The organism is Lacticaseibacillus porcinae (genome assembly GCF_003946305.1).
Taxonomy (GTDB): Bacteria; Bacillota; Bacilli; order Lactobacillales; family Lactobacillaceae; genus Lacticaseibacillus; species Lacticaseibacillus porcinae.
On sequence record NZ_RHNS01000001.1, the window covers coordinates 400,697 to 417,218 of the forward strand.

Genomic DNA, 16,522 nt, shown 5'->3' on the forward strand with positions numbered 1-16,522 from the left:
TTTGAGACACTTTTAGTCACTTGTGACCAAGCCATGCTACCTTTTAGTTATCAACCACTAGGAGGTGTTCGCATGCTTGCACAAGCCCATCTTGGCGCTTATTTTAAACAGTTACGACTGGATCAAAATTTATCGCGACAAGCGTTAGCCAAGCGCCTGAATTTCTCTGAAAAGACGTTGCAGCGCATTGAAGCCGGGATTGTGGATCTAAAAGTGACCCAATGCTTTGCCTTGGTCAACTATTTTGCCCTCACCCCGCAAAATCTCGAACCTGCTGTCGCAGAATTAACCCCACAAAAAGTATTTGCCAAAATTAACCGGACCAACGACTACCTTGCTTTGGCAGAACAATTTCAACTGTTAGCCAAAACTCGCCGTCTGCCTTGGCTTGCTGATGCGGCACTGGTTTGTCAAGCCTTGGCTGCGCAAAACACTGGTGATCAACAACAAGCGATCGAATCCGCTCAACGTTTTGCACAGCACTTCTTGCAACGCAATCACCGCTCAGAGCTTTGTTTTCATTTACTGACTAAGGTTGCGCCACTTTTGCCGATGACAACGTTAACGCAACTCGCTGCTAGTGGCATCTTCGATGAGGCCATCCAATCCCCTGCTTTGATCAACGATGCGCTGATTTTTCAGTGGTGCTGGTTGCAACAAGCCATCGCCAATCAAAAACTCACTGACTTGACCTTGACTTGTCAAATGGTATTGCAAGCATTAAATGCGATTCAAACGCCTGAAAGTCAAATTTTAACTCGTTTTTGCAAGGTGATCCAACGTCGCTTAAACAATCAACCGCAACACGCCCAAAGGCAGCTGTCTGCTTTAGAAAATGCCATCACCTTATTATTTCCTGAAGGTAAAGCCCGATGGGTCATCACGCGACTACAAGCCACTGATCACCATTTAATGCAGCGTTTAGCCTGTTATCGCCCTTATCGATCAACTGCAATGAATTAAATAGTTTCCTGAACGCTTTAAAAAGCTGAGTTAGGTGCAAAATATTGCACTGACTCAGCTTTTTTGTCGCTATTTTTAATGTTGTAGCTCTTGAATCAACTGAAACAAACGCGTTAACAACGTTTGAGCATGGGTCGATTGCCAGTGGATCACCACTGCAGACGTGGCATCGATGGCTAAAACTGGCAATGCGGAGGTCACAATTAATAAATCGCAAGGTTCATGATGAGCATCGACAATTTGCACTGCTGGTTGCCGCGCTAAAAATGTCAGTAGATCCACATACTGCATTGTCACAGGGCCCAGAATCAAGCCAACTTTTACTGATTTCGGACTCAGATACTGACGCAACTGTAGTATCTGCGTATATAACGCATTGGTAATCGCAGAAAAATTGCGATCGATCGACTTTGGCGTTTGCCCGTCACGGGCAGCGAACTGACAAGCAAGACGTATGATCGATGCCAACGTTTCATCTGCTTTAGTGCCCTTTAAATGATGATTCAACTGATCGGCAAGGGTGGTGCTGACGTCATACCCAAATGTAAGTACACTGATCACACTGGCTGTTAAACTGACTTCAAATAATCCATGTAGCCGGTTCGCCTCTGCAGTGCCTCCGACTAATTCTGGTGGGAGTTGTTGAATCACACTTTTGACAAAGCCACGAATAGCCGGATCAAAATGCGTTTGATTCACTAACATGACCATGATTTGAGGATCATCAGTTCCTGTATACACCGCCGTTAACACATTGATTAAAAACATGGCTTGCGATTCTGAAATTTGAGCGATTTTGGTTAAACGATGATCGAAGTTGAAGAAATTGCTGACCGGCGTTGACATCGTTTCTGGCATTTGCGTTTGCCAATCGCCGCAATTTGTCCGCATAAAGGTCACCGCAGCTAAATAAATATGGCTTTCTTTCACCACTGGGTTGTGAAAATCTAACTTGGTATTTTCATACATTTGCGCCACGATGAAAGCCGCTTGTTGGTGTGAAATAGTCGCAAATGGCCAAACGAGCCCTTGTGTCGCCTCACCAAACGCCACCGTCAAGAAGATCCTGATGGCAAGTTCTGAACCGATCATTTCCATCGTTTCATAAACGATCCTCACCCTCAAGGATCGTGCTAAGCGGCGTAGTTGTTGCAAACGGCGTAACACTGTCACTCGTGAATAAGCGGTTAACCGCAAAAAATCGTCAAAGTTGTTCAAATCATCTGCAAGTAAATGTCCTAGCAGTTGGTAGGCAACACTGTCTTGAACAAAATACCACGACAACTCAGCTTCAGGCGTGGCCAATAACGCCTCTACTGAAACGGTGTTCTCCCCAGTCATGGTGGCAACGTCTTTCAACAACAACGTATAGGTATGATACACCGTGCTGTAGCTAAGTTGCAGGCTTTCTGCTAAGGCTTTTAAATTCAGCCCTTCCCCTGATTGTTGCTGTGCGGCTTTTAACGCCGATAGCAGCTCCACACGAAAAACTTCTTTTGGGGTTAAGTAGAGATCTTCAAATTGACGGTTCACGACAGGTTCCTCCATATCCAAGGTTCAAACAAAAAAGACAACCATCTCCCCAGCGGTTGCCTTGTGGTACTTAGATTGTCGATGCTGCCTCAAACATCGCCAATTGCTTACACGTTTTCTCATCTTTAGTTAATCCCAGTAGATAAGGTCCAAGTCAAAGAGGTTTGGTAAATGGCGTTTTCAGCTGCGAAACTGCTTGGCAAAGTCAAGGTAATATCCTTTTTAGCCCAGCCAAAGACGTTAGCGCCAGCACCTTCACCATTTTGAGCATTAGCGACTGGTTGACTCGTGCTAGTTGTCGCCACATCAACAGTGACACTCTTTTTAATGTCAGATACTTTGGTCAAAGCAGCAGTTGGGGTGTAGCCAGCGTCTTGGGCTTCGTTAGTCAACCCTTGTACTGCACCAGTTTCACCATAAGCGGTGTTGTTAAAGTTCAATGTGGCATCAGTAGGACTGCCTAAGGAATTGCCTTGGTCATCAACTTTTTCCAGTGGACCATCCGCTTTAACGGACAATTGCCAATCCCCTGGAGTTGCCGTATTTTGGGTGTCAGCGTTAGTCCGCGTATCTTGTTTATCAACGACAGTAGCCCAGGCTTTGCCGTTGACTTCAGTTAACGCCGAGTCACTAGTATTCAAGATAGCCGTCATGTTCGTCTCAGTGGACTTGTAGCTAGCATAACGGTTGTTAGACGCATTGCTAAGGTTCAACCCATCTGCAGTAAATTGTGGGAAGCTTGAATCAAAGCGTTCGTGGTTACCAAAATCTAAGATCGCAGGGACTTTTTGCAAACGCAAGTAGCCAGAGTTCCCATTAGGATTTGGTTCGCCAAAAGAGATCCCTGCTTTGGTGGTATCAGTTTGTGGCAAAGCCACACCGTTGTTCGCAATGGCGTTGTTTTCTTGAGTTGCAGCATGAGTGGTTGCAGGTGCTACAGTCAATAAGCCGCCAAGTACAGTGGCGCTAGTTAATAATAATGCAGTCACTTTAGTCAGTTTCATTTGTGTTTCCTCCAATAGTTGTAAGATATTTTTATTCCATATCGAGGCGAATATGGCATAAACAGAAATTAAGTAAAACCGTTCACGAGATCAATTCAAGGTATAGGTCACCCAAGAATCGAGTTGATGTTGCCGCTTGACAGCCATGGTGCCACTGCCTGCCAACGCGATGGTTAACACCACGATCATGCTTACTGTGGCAATCAGGACTTTACGAAAACCAAACTTAGCGATCAATTTGCGCATGACGTTTCCTCCTTTGTCTAAATACCAAGATGACCACCAGCAAACTCACAATGGCTGCCATCGCACCCCACCACCAGCGTTGCGCAATGGCAAAACGCTCAGCAGAAGTCCACGCCACATGCCCATCGTGCGAAATAACGAGATAGCGCGTGATGGTATGGTGTTCTTTGCCGGCATGTGTTTGCAACACCACACGATAAATACCAGGTTGCAATTGCTTGCCAGCCAAGTGCACTGCCAAAGGTAAGGTCGTATCAGGGGCCCAACGCAAATGCGTTTGCGTCAATTGATAACTCAGCCAAGGCTGATTCGCATGTTGCAAGTTGGTGCGCACCGTCATTGCTGAGCGAAAACGCCCATCTTTTGCCACCAAGTTGAAATGCAAGGTCGGTTTTTGTAAATCGACACGTTTGCCAACTGTGGTTAACGCAAGCGGAGTTGCCGCCCGCGCTTGCCCTTGGAGCACTAATCCGATGCGGTAGCGCACGCGGTTATTTACTGTAACGTGTGCTTTAGCATTGGTGGTGGTCAATTCAATGGCCATGAGTTTAGTGCCCGTACCAATCGTGGTACGGTTGGGCAAAGTTAGCGTGATTTGCGCTTGTGCTTTCGGCGCTAATAACTTGGTGGTGACATAGTCAAATTGTTTTGTGACGTGAGCTGGGGCGGGTTGATAGTCCAGCTTGCCATTCACTTGTGTCGTTGCTTGCAACAGGCGAATCCGAATCGTTTGTGGCGTTTGCTCAGGGTTATAAACGCGCAAGGCGACTTTGCGGCGTGATTGATCGACTTTTAAGTCAAAATAGCCCGCTTGTTCCCCGACGCGATTATCTTTTGGTAACTCTGGGCGAATCATAAACGTTGAAGTGCTTGCCTGAACGGTTTGTGAACCGCCAATCAATACCCCCAACAGCATCCCGATCACTAGCCATCCACGCCATTTCATCGTGGCCGTACCGCTAGTAACCAAATCAGGCTTCCCACGGCTAACAGCCACAAACCAGCAACCCCGATGGTGACTGGGATCCAATTGTTTTTCGGCTTTTTAGCTGCGTGCTTGTTCAAATGATCCGCAGTAGACTTGGCTACAGTGAAAGTTTTGACAAATGTTTTATCAATTGGGAAGCGAGTGGCGTAATTTTGGCCTTTGACATGAAGCTTAATTTTATAAGTGCCAGGTTGCATACTGTCATAATTCCAAGAAATTGGGACCTTCAACGTGGAGTTCGGTGCAATCGTGACATTGCTGTTGCGGAAGCTACGCTTGGTGTTGCCTTTCCCTTCTTGTGCGATCTCCCCAGTAATGGCGACTTGACGCATCGCCATGGGTTGATCATTCTTCACAGCAATCGCCATAGCCGGATGTTTATTGTATAAAAACGGTCGCGTATGCTGATAAATCAAGTTTGCTGAAGCACTCGCATAGCCTTTACCTTGTAACAAAATTCCTACCGAGTAGGCATAATGAGATTTCACCGCAGTGTGATCTTTGGCATCAGGATTGGGTTTTTCAATAAAATGCCAATCGCCGTACACCATGCCTTTGATCCCAGTTTGAGGAATTTTCAGCGTTGTATTCAAAGTGGTAGCCTCATGTGGCGACAACTTAATGGTTGCCTGCGTTTTTGGCTGGGTGAGTAAAGTGGTCAGTGGATGCTGCAAGGTTTTATCGGTGTAGTGCGCGTCAAAGTTGATGCCACCACCAACTTGGGTATAAGCGTTACGAATGGCGCTTTGAACGGTGATCGTTTTGTTGGTGAAATTTTGAATCCGTAATTGTAAAGTTTGTTCAGTGCCGCTTGCGACTTTCAAATCATAAAAATTTTCTGTTTGATCCGTTTGATTGTCCGGTAGCACTGGCTGGACTTCAAAATCGTTATTTTCAGCGGCTTGCACTGGTCGCATGGTGTAAAAGCCAATGGCAAAAGCCAAGCTTAATGCGACAAATAATCCTTTTTTCAATGGCTTCCTCCTTTGGTTATGGCAGTTGATCGGCTGTCCAAGTCAACGTTGTCGAATAATGTTGCCGCGAACGCGCGGTGCTAGTGGGCACATTCAACCCCACACTATTGCCACCAGTAGTCGCATCCCCAAAATTGATCCGCCAAGTTTGGCTGGGGACACTTTGACTCAGTTGCGTAGCAGTGGTGGTCGCTTTCACTAAGGTTTTAGGCGTTGCACCAGGAGTTAACGTGAAATTGTCGATCGTATTAAATTGGGTATTCCCAATGCCAGCTTGACTTTCATCTTGAATCTGCAAATTCTTGAACCAAAGACTCGCATCAGTTAGGGGTAACTGATTGACATCCCCTTTGAACTGGTCATTTTGTTGAACACTTAACTGCCAACCACTGACCCCTATCCGGTCGATCACGGTCACCCCAAAAGGCAACTGTTGACCTGTAAAGCGTGCATGGGTGCCGATAGTGTAATTGGTTTCACTAGGATCAGGGCTAAATTGCCCAAATTCCAATGAATCATCAGGATCTAATTCAAACATTGCCAAGTCATACACATAAGTTAAGGTTTGGGCATTGCTGCTAAAGACGGGATCAGGCAAATTGTCAGGATCATAAGGATCGATTTCCCCGGTGACATCCCCCATGGTGCTACCCCAAATCGTTAACCCTTCATGGGTGGCTGGAACATTAGCACCTGGATGTGCGGTTGATAAACTTTGGCCATTATCACCGATGTAGGTTTGCGTTGATAGCATCGTATCAGTCGATCGATCATAGGCTTGTACCGTGATTTGGCCAGTCTTGCTATCTTTAAACAGAATTTGATTATCTTTGACTGACACCATGCCGTCTTTGGTGGTCGTGTCCCATGGGTCCTCGCCTTGACGTACTTTGGTGATCCCAGTCAATTTGGACCATTGCACCTCATACACTGTTTTCGACACATTGTAGCCAGGTGGTGCTGTGGTTTCTGTCAATTGCAACGTTCTCACGCCAGAATTCTTCGGCACAATGGTGGTGAGACCATTGTCATTGGTCGCTGTTGATTGTTGTGAATCTGTCGTATCGTTTGTATCTTTTAAAGTGAAAGTCGCACCGCTTAAATTGGTTTCTGGATTTGACGCATCCACTTTATGAATTTGAACCCGCTCTTCAGCAGGGGTGACATCCCCAGTCACATTCATCGTCCAAGCTTGACCATCGCTACCATCGCTCATGTAAGCTGAAATCATATAGCCAGAGTTGCCGCCGCCGGAATTGACGGTGAAGAAGAACTTAAACACTGGTGACGCATTATCTGGAGAGCTAATATAGATCCGATTGGCAGTTTGATCATAAATGACGGTGACATGTGATGTGTGGCTAATGCCAGTGGTTGACGTTTCAACGATCGTATAGGTATATGTGACCCGATTACCTGTGGTGGTGCTAGTTTTAGTAATGGTCGTATCAGCGTTTTTTTCAATCGTCGTAGCTGAAAAATCTAGTGTCGTTGCGGCTGCCAGTTGAACGATCCCAGAACGGTCATCCAAATTTTCGAATCGGGTCTCAACCACACCAGTGTCGCCAACGGCAAAGTTAGTGGTTTCAGGATATTTATTGCCCACTTTTTTTTCTAACCAGGCGTACAGCATTGATTCTTCTGAATCTGGATCCGCCATGGTCATATGGGTCCATTTTTGTGATTGGCCTTTGGTGCCGTCTGCAAACTGTGGCGTTAGCGTAAAGTTCGCTAAACCAGCAGTGGGCTTCACCGTAAATGGTGCCGTGTTGGCATGAGCGCCAGCAGTGGGGAGATACATAGTGAGCACTTGCTGGTTGTTTTGAGTTGAGACTTTTAAACTTGCGCCGCTAGCTGTGGTCAACTCGGTAAAGCTGTCGTTGCTAGTGGTGGAATCATCCCAAGCTTTCCATGCCCGATAAGTTGCACCCCAATCCAATGTCGTCCCACCTAAGCCGATCGTCACTGCGGCGCCTGGAGTTTTGGTATTGGTCACAAGCACTGGAATTTGCGCATCGTCTGCAAAAATATAACTGCTATTGCCACTGGCAACAGTTAACACGCCATTAGGATCTGCAGTTGGTGCAGGAGCTAATAATGCTTTGGCACTTTTCGTTGGCGGTGAAGCGATGCTTGAAGCACTGCTAGAACCGGATGCAGCGCTAGCAGATGAAGGAATTGACGCTTGGTCATCTTTCAGCACTAAATTCAACGTGGTGCCGATGGTTGCAGTCCCGATTGTTGGGGCTAACGCCACTGTTTTCACATCAGTTGCCATTGAAAGTGCAAAAGTCATTTTTGCCGTTGACGTCATTGCAGTTGCTTTAGGCCAAGTAAAAGTCAATGTGGTTTGGCCCTGTTCAGTTTTAGCTGTTAACGTTTGATCATCTGCAATCAATGATTCTCCTGTGGCAGTCGCTTGATGATCTACGCCCCATAACGCTTTGGTTACTGTCCAATCAACTGATACGCCTTGTGGTAGTTTTAAGGTCACTGGCTGGGTAGGATCAACCGCATTAGTTAAAGTTAACGTTTTTGATTTTTGCGGACTAAAAGTAGCTTGATCATCAACACTGGTGATGGTTAAGTTAGCATTTTGAGTTAAACCGACCACATTGTGAGTGAAATAAATCAACATCATCACGCAGCCAATTAAGATGATCCCGGCGCTGAACAATAATCGCCAGGATTTTGAACGAATTTGTTTATTTATGTATTGCATACCAGCGCCCCCCGTTTCCAAAAGGTCGCCTTGATTCGGATAGCCGCCATCAAGACGCCCACCCCCGTACGTACGTTCCCCCGAATGTACAAAACTGTTACCCGACTATCGCCGGGCTTGTTTACGCCTTCAATATAGCAAGGCCGCGATTTACCAACAACCAGATCATCGATATTCGCCGCGAGTATATAATTATCTGCGTAAATATTTACACAAAACTATTTATTCACATAGTCTTTTCATTTGTTTTCGTGATTAGTGTAACGGGTTTTGAATGGGAAAAACGATTTCTGGTCACAACTGACTTGGACACTTCTGACCAAATTAAAAAGCGCCACCTTGATAACTTTCAAGGTGACGCAAAAACTTTCGATCTAGTTTCGTCCCGATAGCCACAGTCCCACTAACGTCAATGCCGCACCGATCATCAACGGCACCGTCAGCGGTTCATGCAATAAGATCACTGAAAAAATCAACGTGATCACAGGGACCAAGTAGATATAAACGCTGCTGGCGACAGTGCCTAATCGCTTCACCGCAAGATTCCAAGTCACAAAGCACAACGCACAGGCACCGATCCCTAAAAACAAGAAATTGCCCCAGTTTTGCGGTTGTTGCAACGCGTTGAGGTTCAAGTCAAAGCCCAGCAAATATGCGATCGGCAACATAAACAGCAACCCATAGAAAAACACATGCCGCGTCGACTGGATCAGATTCAAGTTCAACTCTCCGATTTTGGTAGTGAGCACTGAGTAGATCGCCCAAGTGAAACTTGCCAGCAGCGCTAACCCATCCCCTACCAAACTTCCTTGCCCTGCCGCAGTCGCCGGATCAGAAATTAAGATCACGCCGCTGATGGCAACAATAAAGCCGACGTAAAACCACATATTGGCGCGCTTTGCTTTTAAAAACCACATCGACAGCAACGCTGTGAGAAATGGCGACACCGTTACAATGATCCCGACGTTACTGGCGGTGGTTTGCGTTAACGCGAGATTCTCTAATAAGTAGTAGATCGTGATCCCTGAAAATCCCGCGCCGACGAACAACCACTCTTGCTTACGCTGCGCCAAATGCAAAATACCAGGCTGCCACAGCAACAACGTCAAATACCCGATCACAAATCGCGTCAGCAAAATCGTCACCGGATTAAAGCTTCGCAACAACACTTTGGTCGCAATAAACGTTGTGCCCCAAATTAAAATCGTGATCAACGCGGCAATGTGGCCGGTGGTACGTTTCTCTGTCAATTCCGCTTCCCCCAAAAGAATGAATGGTTCTATTTTACCTGTTGTGCAAGTGAACACAAGCTTAGAATTTTACCATTAGCAGATGTCGTGATATACTCCACCTGTTGAAACGCACTGACAAGATACGGAGGGATATCATGCCGAAACGGTTGCATTTTCTCGCCATTATTGGCGCTAATTTATTATCGAACACTTTGATGTTTGCCGTGATGGCCGCCGCGCGCGCCCAATGGTTGAACGCCTTGTTTGCGGAAAAAGTGGTGATCGGCTTGGCGATCATCAATATCGGGTTGATCGGTTATTTACTCGCGACTTTATTTACTTACGTCAATACCTTGCACCGCCTGAATGAACCTAAAAACAGACCTTGAAGGCTCAAGGTCTGTCGCCAGTGCTGTTATTTGTGTTCGTCGATCAAGTCGTTGGCCTTTTTAAGCACTTTGTCTTTGGCTTCATCGACTTTTGCTTCAGCTTCGCCTTTGAGCTGCTTAGCTTTGCCTTTAGCTTCCATTTCCTCGTCTTTCAGCAACTTACCGGTGGTTGCTTGGACTTTGCCTAACGCTTTGTCTTTCGTCGCTTTCAAGTTCGCCATCGTGGTCACCTCCTTAATTCCAGCATACAATATTGACCGCATGTCACGCCAATTTGAAGCGTGGTAAAAAAATGCAAAAAAATACCTTCGATCAAAACTGATCGAAGGTCGTGATGTTACTGATGCGGGCAAGAAGACTCGAACTTCCACGGCCTAAACGGCCACAAGATCCTTAATCTTGCGCGTCTACCAATTCCGCCATGCCCGCATATCATGCGTTTGCGCTCTCAAGCACAAGAAATAGTATACGGGAAAACGGGGGTCTACGTCAAGCAATTTTCACAAAATCTGGCAATTAATCGAATAATGATACAAAACGCAGTCGCTACCTTGAAAATTCAGACACAAGGTGTAAAGCTGAGGCAATCACTTGGTCCATATTATAATATTTGTACAGACCGAGGCGTCCGCCAAAATGCACCTGTGGATACTGCGTTTTGGCAAAGTCCAAATAACGTTTGGCCAAGGCATTATTGTTTTCATCATTGATCGGGTAATAAGGTTCGCGCCCTTTGATGTATGTTTGGGGATATTCACGGGTGATCACTGACTGCTCAGGATCACCGGCGCCAAACTCAAACCACTTGTGCTCGATGATCCGCGTGTAAGGCGTGTCGGCATCGGTATAGTTGATCACCGCGTTGCCTTGGACGTTACCAACAGGCTTGGTTTCCGTTTCAAACCGTAGTGAGCGATAGCCAAGTGCACCGAAACGATAATCGCAGAATTCATCAACCATCCCCGTATAAATAATTTGATCAAAGTCCTGCAGCCAAGTCTTCCGATCAGTCAAGAAATCGGTATTCAAACGCACGTCGATATTCGAATGGTCGAGCATTTTGGCAATGATTTGCGTATAGCCACCAATGGGGATCCCTTGATAAGGGTCGTTGAAGTAGTTGTTGTCAAAGCTAAAGCGCACTGGCAAGCGGCGAATAATGAAACTTGGCAAGTCTTTCGGTGCTTGCCCCCATTGCTTAGTGGTGTAGTCTTTGATCAACTTTTCGTAAATATCGCGGCCAACTAGTTTGATGGCTTGTTCTTCCAAGTTCTGAGGCTCACGATCAGCGAGTTCAGCTTGTTGTGCACGGATCTTCGCTTGCGCTTCTGCCGGGGTGTTGACGCCCCACATTTGATGGAAGGTGTTCATATTGAACGGTAAGTTATACAACTCCCCTTTGTAATTGGCGACCACTTGATTGGTGAAGCGGTTGAAAGTCGCAAATTGTTGAATGTACGCCCAAATATCAGGATCTTGGGTATGAAAAATATGCGCCCCATATTGATGCACCTGAATCCCAGCGACTTCATGGGTGTAGATATTGCCTGCAATTTGTGGGCGTTTGTCGATCACGGTGATGGTGTGACCAAGTTTGGCAAGTTCATGAGCACATACCGCGCCGTACAAGCCTGCCCCGACGATCAGAATTTTCATGTGGTTGGCCTCCAGTCGAATAGGTTAATTATACGCCCACTGCATATAAAAAGCCGCTTGGCAAAGGCCAAACGACTGATTAATTAAACCCATATAAACGTTGCGCCAAACTGTAGACTTTGACGGTGAGTTTGCGGCCGACTGGTCCTGGCAAGTTCACCGCATGACCGATCAACCCATTTCTCATATGCACATATAAACTAGGTTGCGTGTGGCGAATGAAGCGCCATAATTCAGTTTTTTTAGCGATGCTTTCCGCAGAGCCTTCTCGCAGCAACAACACTGACGAAATCGCCGTGATGATCGCAACATAACTGCGCATGTACCGTCGCAACCGCCATGAATCACAATGGCTGATGGCTTGTCCATATTCTTTGATCAAGGTGCGGTTGACGAACAGTTGTTGATCAATGCGTTTGATCATCACGGATTCGTTGACGGATTGATCGTCGCGGCCGATAAAATAATGATACAAGTCAACATCCAAATAATGGAGTTTTTTGACGTAAGGCAACGGCTGGAAGACATACAGATCATCTTCATAAAAGGTGTGTTCTGGCAACCACAACGGAATGGCTTTCAACATCGCGGTTTTAAAGGTCACCGCATGCATCAAAAAATATTTCCCAGTTTGCACATGGACCCGCGACCAAGTGCAAGTTTGAGCTGTCGGCAACAAATGGGCAAAACGCACGACTTTTTGTTGGTCGACGCCGACTTTGTCATAGACATAATTGGTGATCAACATGTCAGGCGAATCATTGGCAGGATCTGACAACGTCGCCAGCACTTGTTGCAACGCCTCAAGGTCCAGCCAATCATCTGAATCCACGACTTTAAAATAGTCACCAGAGGCATTCGCCAGCCCCGTCATGATTGCTTTGCCATGGCCGCCGTTAACTTGGTGGATCACTTTGACACGGTCAGGTGCTTGCGCGGCGTAATCATCGGCGATGTGCGCTGTGGTATCAGTGGAGCCGTCATCAACGATCACGATTTCCACTTGGTCGCCAGCTTTGAGAAGCTCATCGATGCAATGTTGCATATACGCGGCGGAATTATAACATGGGACGATACAACTGAGGACTGACAACTTCTCACGCTTTCTACATTTACTAACAAGCGCGACTTGCCACTTGCCCTGAGGCTTATTTTATCAGAAAACTGATCACCCGTGCTACAATAAGCACATATCATTCAAAAAGGAGTCTGCCATGGATATTCGGATCGCCACATCAAAAGATGCGCCTGCCGTTGCGCGTCAATACTTGCACCTCACTGCAGAAATGAGTCAATTAGCCCCACAAACCATTCAACCAGCGCCGATCGATCAAAGTGGCTACTTCACAGACTACATTGAAGATGCTAACGCTGATGTGTTTTTAGCAGAAGCTGATGGTGAGTTGCTGGGCTTTTTGCTCGTGGTGATGGCAGAAACGCAAGCTGATCCTGAAGTGGTGTTTCACCGCTTCGGCTTTGTGATCGACTTGTATGTTGCGCCAACTGCGCGTCAACAAGGCATTGGCCGCGCCCTATTGGCGAAAGCAACTGACTGGACCCGCGACCATGATGGTGAATTCATTCAACTGAATGTATTAGGTGAAGATACTGGTGCTCGCAAGTTCTATCAACGTTTAGGCTTTGTGCCGGCAAGCCTCACCTTAACGCATCAAGTGTAATTTCCCGTGGCATTTGCCACAAGCATATTTGCGCGTGTCGATGCGGCGCTGGCGGCGATATTCTGTACCGCATTGCGCACAGACATAAATATATTTTGCCGCGCGCGGTAAACTTGGGGCAAAACGAGAGCCCCCGACTGCTTGCAATAACGCCTTGAAGTCGGCATCGCGATGTTGATAGCCGCGATGCATTTGATACAGATGATAGTGACACAATTCGTGTTTGATGATCCCGAGTTGTTGGTCGCGAGTGATGGCGGCAAATAACTTGGGATTAAAGTCTAAGTTGTGGTCTTTTAAATGGAAACGACCACCAGTCGTTTTCAATCGCGGGTTAAAATGCGCCTCATTGAGAAACGGCCGGTGGAAACTTTGCTGAGAGACTTCCGCGACTAATGCTTGTAATTCTTGATCTGACAAATTTAAACCTCTTCAATAAGTGAACAAACGCTCCGCAAAGCTGTGATCAACTTTGCGGAGCGTTTTAAAATGTTAGCCGAAATAATCGAGCAAGTCAGCCCGCGTCAACGCCGCTTTTTGTTCAGCGTTGAAATCTTTGATAATGCGACCTTGCGACAACACGATCAAGCGATTGCCGTATTTCAAAGCATCTTCCAAATGATGGGTGATCATCATGCAAGTCAAATGCTCTTGCGTGACCAGTTTGTCAGTGACCGCCATGATCGAGGCACTGGTTTTCGGATCCAATGCGGCGGTATGTTCATCAAGTAGTAATAACTCAGGCCGCTTCAACGTTGCCATCAACAAACTTAACGCTTGACGTTGACCACCAGATAATGACTCGGTCGGGCGATCTAATGCTTTTTCTAAGCCGTTACCAGTTTGCGCCGCGAGTTCTTCAAAATGCGCCATTTGTGCCTTCAAACCACGTGACGCTAAAGTCAAACGCTGACCGCGACGAGACGCGAGCAACAAGTTTTCAGCGACACTCATCCGCGGTGCGGTGCCCATTTTCGGATCCTGGAAGACGCGAGCGATCAAACGCGCACGCTTTTCCGGTTTTTCATGGGTGATATCATGACCTGCAAGTGAGATTGTCCCACCAGCAAATTCAATGTCGCCAGTGATCGCATTGAACATTGTCGATTTCCCAGCACCATTCGTCCCCAGCACTGCAACATAATCGCCAGGCATAAGCGTTAAGTCGATGCCTGAAAGCAGCGACTTCACCGTGTTGTCAGCGACCACGTTGACGGCGACATTGTCGAGTTTTAATTGCTCAGCCATTGGCTTTCACCCCATTTCGCAAGGTGCGCTTGATCCGCAAACGATGATCGATTTGCGGTACCATGATCGCCAGCGCCAAAATAATTGCAGACAACAATTTCAAATCGTTAGCGTTAAAGCCTAATGCTAAGACCACTAACAAGACGAAGCGATACAAGATACTCCCTAAGACCACAGCGACTAACCGTTGACTCAAGGTCAATTCACCAAAGACGACTTCGCCGATGATGATCGCCGCTAACCCAATAACGATGACGCCTGTGCCCATCGAGACATCAGCGTAACCATTGTTTTGCGCCAGCAGGCCACCAGCTAAGCCGATCAAGCCGTTGCCGACGACTAAGCCGAGCAACATTTGATGATCAGGATCGATGCCGAGACTTCTTGCCATCGCCGGATTATCCCCTGCAGCAATGAACGCTTGACCGATTTGCGTGTTCAAGAACACGATCAACAGCGCCACGATGATGATGCAGGCGATCACACCGACAGCAACCGCGTCAAAATATGGTGGCAAGGCTTTAAGCCACTTCGCATTAAATAAGTTCGGTTGATGCAATAAACTTAAATTCGCGCGTCCCATGACTCGCAAGTTCACTGAATAAAGACCAGTCATGACTAAGATCCCTGCTAACAACACCGGAATGTGACCTTTAGTCGTCAACAACCCCGTGACCGCACCGGCAGCCATCCCTGCAAGTAGGGATAACAACGTCGCCACAATGGGACTGGCACCATGGGTCAATGCCGCACAGGCAACCGCGGCACCGAAAGGAAAGGTCCCTTCAACCGTCATATCTGGGAAGTCGAGAATTCGAAACGTTAAAAATAAGCCAATGCCGACCAAGCTGTACAACAGCCCTTGGCCGATGGCAGATACGCCTAAACTCATTGGAAGACCTCCCCGGATTTTTTCGCTTTGTCGATCACGGATTGCGGGATCGTGATGCCGAGCAATTTCGCTTGTTTCAAGTTGACGATCAGCTTCCCAGTTTTTTCAAAATGGATCGGTGTGGTCGCAGGCTTTGATTTACCTGACAACACATTGGCCACCATTTTACCAGTTTGGACGCCGAGTTCGAATTGGTCGAGGCCAATGGTGGCAACGCCACCTTGTTTGACCATCGTATCCACAGTTGGGAATACTGGGATCTTCTTGGTGTTGGCCACTTGGACTAACGTTTGCATCGCCGACGCAATGGTGTTGTCTGTCGGCACGAAGATCGCATCAACTTGGGTGACCATTTGGCCGGCAACTTGATTTAAGTCGTTAGTCGAGCTGATGGTGTATTGTTTGACTTTAAACCCAGCTTTAGGGGCCAGTTGGCCAACCATTTTTGCTTGGACTTGGGCGGAATCATCAGAAGAGGTAGAGATCACGCCGAGAGTTTTGGCTTGCGGCATCAATTGATGGATCAACGCCAATTGCGATTTGATCGGCGCTTGGTCAGAAACCCCAGTGATGTTGCCACCAGGCTTGGTGTTGGAATTCACCAACTTTGCGCCTTTAGGATCGGTGATGGCGCCTAAAATGATCGGGATCTTCGACGAGGCGTCAGCGAGGGCTTGAGCAGAAGGGGTCGCAATGCCGACCATCACGTCAGCGTGTTCGTTGACGAACTTCTCAGACATGGTTTTTAAGTTACTTTGATCTGCTTCCGCATTTTGAAAGTCGATTTTCACGTTTTTGCCGACGTGATAACCATTGTCTGCTAAGCCTTTGATAATGCCTTTATGGATGGCATCAAGTGCTGGATGCGTCACCAACTGCAAAATGCCGACAGTTGGGGTTTCAGGTTTGGTGAGGGTCTGCACCCCACCAGTTTGGACGAACGCGACGCCTAAAAATGTCAGCAGCGCCACGATCAAGGCGAGCATTCTTTTCATA

General features: G+C 47.0%; 17 protein-coding genes and 1 tRNA gene. 3 read left to right on the plus strand and 15 right to left on the minus strand.

The genetic code is table 11. The features are described from left to right. Positions 1-72: 72 nt before the first annotated feature. Complete coding sequence (locus EKM92_RS01890) at positions 73-963, plus strand: helix-turn-helix transcriptional regulator (protein WP_164509859.1); 891 nt, start codon at positions 73-75, stop codon at positions 961-963. 75 nt (positions 964-1,038) lie between these two features. On the opposite strand, the gene EKM92_RS01895 is transcribed toward EKM92_RS01890, so the two are convergent. The 7 genes from EKM92_RS01895 to EKM92_RS01920 all read right to left on the minus strand — a co-directional run bounded on the left by EKM92_RS01895 (position 1,039) and on the right by EKM92_RS01920 (position 9,680). Continuing rightward, entirely contained in the window at positions 1,039-2,496 is a 1,458-nt protein-coding gene (locus EKM92_RS01895; RefSeq protein WP_164509860.1) for a helix-turn-helix domain-containing protein, read from the minus strand. Positions 2,497-2,621: 125 nt separating this feature from the next. After that, the gene (locus EKM92_RS01900) at positions 2,622-3,500 is read right to left on the minus strand and encodes a WxL domain-containing protein (protein WP_125707316.1); all 879 of its coding nucleotides are present in this window, start codon (positions 3,498-3,500) and stop codon (positions 2,622-2,624) included. 90 nt (positions 3,501-3,590) lie between these two features. Next, positions 3,591-3,746 carry a hypothetical protein gene (locus EKM92_RS13535; RefSeq protein ID WP_164509861.1) on the minus strand — a complete coding sequence of 52 codons (156 nt, stop codon included), beginning with the start codon at positions 3,744-3,746 and terminating at the stop codon, positions 3,591-3,593. Next, positions 3,727-4,692: a WxL protein host-binding domain-containing protein gene (locus EKM92_RS01905; protein WP_125707318.1), complete on the minus strand. Its 966-nt coding sequence runs from the start codon at positions 4,690-4,692 to the stop codon at positions 3,727-3,729. Before EKM92_RS01905 ends, EKM92_RS13535 begins: the two co-directional genes overlap by 20 nt. Further along, on the minus strand, positions 4,689-5,708 hold the full coding sequence (locus EKM92_RS01910; RefSeq protein ID WP_125707320.1) for a WxLIP family cell surface protein: 1,020 nt from the start codon (positions 5,706-5,708) through the stop codon (positions 4,689-4,691). Before EKM92_RS01910 ends, EKM92_RS01905 begins: the two co-directional genes overlap by 4 nt. Positions 5,709-5,724: 16 nt before the next feature. Beyond that, positions 5,725-8,430, minus strand: a complete 2,706-nt coding sequence (locus EKM92_RS01915; protein WP_125707322.1) for a WxL domain-containing protein — start codon at positions 8,428-8,430, stop codon at positions 5,725-5,727. Between the two features lie 374 nt (positions 8,431-8,804). Further along, a complete protein-coding gene (locus tag EKM92_RS01920; RefSeq protein ID WP_125707324.1) occupies positions 8,805-9,680 on the minus strand; it encodes a DMT family transporter in 876 nt (291 codons plus the stop codon). Positions 9,681-9,817: 137 nt separating this feature from the next. Here EKM92_RS01920 and EKM92_RS01925 point away from each other — a divergent pair, with 137 nt between their 5' ends. Continuing rightward, positions 9,818-10,051 carry a hypothetical protein gene (locus tag EKM92_RS01925; protein ID WP_125707326.1) on the plus strand — a complete coding sequence of 78 codons (234 nt, stop codon included), beginning with the start codon at positions 9,818-9,820 and terminating at the stop codon, positions 10,049-10,051. A gap of 26 nt (positions 10,052-10,077) precedes the next feature. Here the strand turns inward: EKM92_RS01925 and EKM92_RS01930 are convergent, their stop codons facing one another. From EKM92_RS01930 to EKM92_RS01945, 4 genes are all read right to left on the minus strand, one after another. Continuing rightward, positions 10,078-10,272, minus strand: coding sequence for a CsbD family protein (locus tag EKM92_RS01930; RefSeq protein WP_125707328.1), 195 nt, complete (start codon positions 10,270-10,272; stop codon positions 10,078-10,080). 123 nt (positions 10,273-10,395) lie between these two features. Continuing rightward, a tRNA-Leu gene (locus EKM92_RS01935) sits at positions 10,396-10,480 on the minus strand. 117 nt (positions 10,481-10,597) lie between these two features. Further along, the gene (gene glf, locus EKM92_RS01940) at positions 10,598-11,707 is read right to left on the minus strand and encodes a UDP-galactopyranose mutase (RefSeq protein ID WP_125707330.1); all 1,110 of its coding nucleotides are present in this window, start codon (positions 11,705-11,707) and stop codon (positions 10,598-10,600) included. A 79-nt stretch (positions 11,708-11,786) separates the two neighbouring features. After that, positions 11,787-12,800 carry a glycosyltransferase family 2 protein gene (locus tag EKM92_RS01945; RefSeq protein ID WP_125707332.1) on the minus strand — a complete coding sequence of 338 codons (1,014 nt, stop codon included), beginning with the start codon at positions 12,798-12,800 and terminating at the stop codon, positions 11,787-11,789. A 121-nt stretch (positions 12,801-12,921) separates the two neighbouring features. Here EKM92_RS01945 and EKM92_RS01950 point away from each other — a divergent pair, with 121 nt between their 5' ends. Then, complete coding sequence (locus EKM92_RS01950; protein ID WP_125707334.1) at positions 12,922-13,386, plus strand: GNAT family N-acetyltransferase; 465 nt, start codon at positions 12,922-12,924, stop codon at positions 13,384-13,386. On the opposite strand, the gene EKM92_RS01955 is transcribed toward EKM92_RS01950, so the two are convergent. From EKM92_RS01955 to trpX, 4 genes are all read right to left on the minus strand, one after another. Further along, complete coding sequence (locus EKM92_RS01955) at positions 13,369-13,806, minus strand: SprT family protein (RefSeq protein WP_125707336.1); 438 nt, start codon at positions 13,804-13,806, stop codon at positions 13,369-13,371. The genes EKM92_RS01950 and EKM92_RS01955 overlap by 18 nt on opposite strands. 72 nt (positions 13,807-13,878) lie before the next feature. Further along, a complete protein-coding gene (locus EKM92_RS01960) occupies positions 13,879-14,634 on the minus strand; it encodes an ABC transporter ATP-binding protein (RefSeq protein ID WP_125707337.1) in 756 nt (251 codons plus the stop codon). Beyond that, the gene (locus EKM92_RS01965; RefSeq protein WP_125707339.1) at positions 14,627-15,526 is read right to left on the minus strand and encodes an ABC transporter permease; all 900 of its coding nucleotides are present in this window, start codon (positions 15,524-15,526) and stop codon (positions 14,627-14,629) included. Before EKM92_RS01965 ends, EKM92_RS01960 begins: the two co-directional genes overlap by 8 nt. Beyond that, the gene (gene trpX, locus EKM92_RS01970) at positions 15,523-16,521 is read right to left on the minus strand and encodes a tryptophan ABC transporter substrate-binding protein (protein WP_125707341.1); all 999 of its coding nucleotides are present in this window, start codon (positions 16,519-16,521) and stop codon (positions 15,523-15,525) included. Before trpX ends, EKM92_RS01965 begins: the two co-directional genes overlap by 4 nt. Between the last annotated feature and the right edge of the window lies 1 nt (position 16,522).

Coding starts and splice junctions, on each gene's coding strand:
- EKM92_RS01890 (WP_164509859.1), top strand. CDS start 73: ATGCTTGCACAAGCCCATCTTGGCGCTTATTTTAAACAGTTACGACTG.
- EKM92_RS01900 (WP_125707316.1), bottom strand. CDS start 3,500: ATGAAACTGACTAAAGTGACTGCATTATTATTAACTAGCGCCACTGTA.
- EKM92_RS13535 (WP_164509861.1), bottom strand. CDS start 3,746: ATGCGCAAATTGATCGCTAAGTTTGGTTTTCGTAAAGTCCTGATTGCC.
- EKM92_RS01905 (WP_125707318.1), bottom strand. CDS start 4,692: ATGAAATGGCGTGGATGGCTAGTGATCGGGATGCTGTTGGGGGTATTG.
- EKM92_RS01915 (WP_125707322.1), bottom strand. CDS start 8,430: ATGCAATACATAAATAAACAAATTCGTTCAAAATCCTGGCGATTATTG.
- EKM92_RS01925 (WP_125707326.1), top strand. CDS start 9,818: ATGCCGAAACGGTTGCATTTTCTCGCCATTATTGGCGCTAATTTATTA.
- EKM92_RS01930 (WP_125707328.1), bottom strand. CDS start 10,272: ATGGCGAACTTGAAAGCGACGAAAGACAAAGCGTTAGGCAAAGTCCAA.
- glf (WP_125707330.1), bottom strand. CDS start 11,707: ATGAAAATTCTGATCGTCGGGGCAGGCTTGTACGGCGCGGTATGTGCT.
- EKM92_RS01950 (WP_125707334.1), top strand. CDS start 12,922: ATGGATATTCGGATCGCCACATCAAAAGATGCGCCTGCCGTTGCGCGT.
- EKM92_RS01960 (WP_125707337.1), bottom strand. CDS start 14,634: ATGGCTGAGCAATTAAAACTCGACAATGTCGCCGTCAACGTGGTCGCT.
- EKM92_RS01965 (WP_125707339.1), bottom strand. CDS start 15,526: ATGAGTTTAGGCGTATCTGCCATCGGCCAAGGGCTGTTGTACAGCTTG.
- trpX (WP_125707341.1), bottom strand. CDS start 16,521: ATGAAAAGAATGCTCGCCTTGATCGTGGCGCTGCTGACATTTTTAGGC.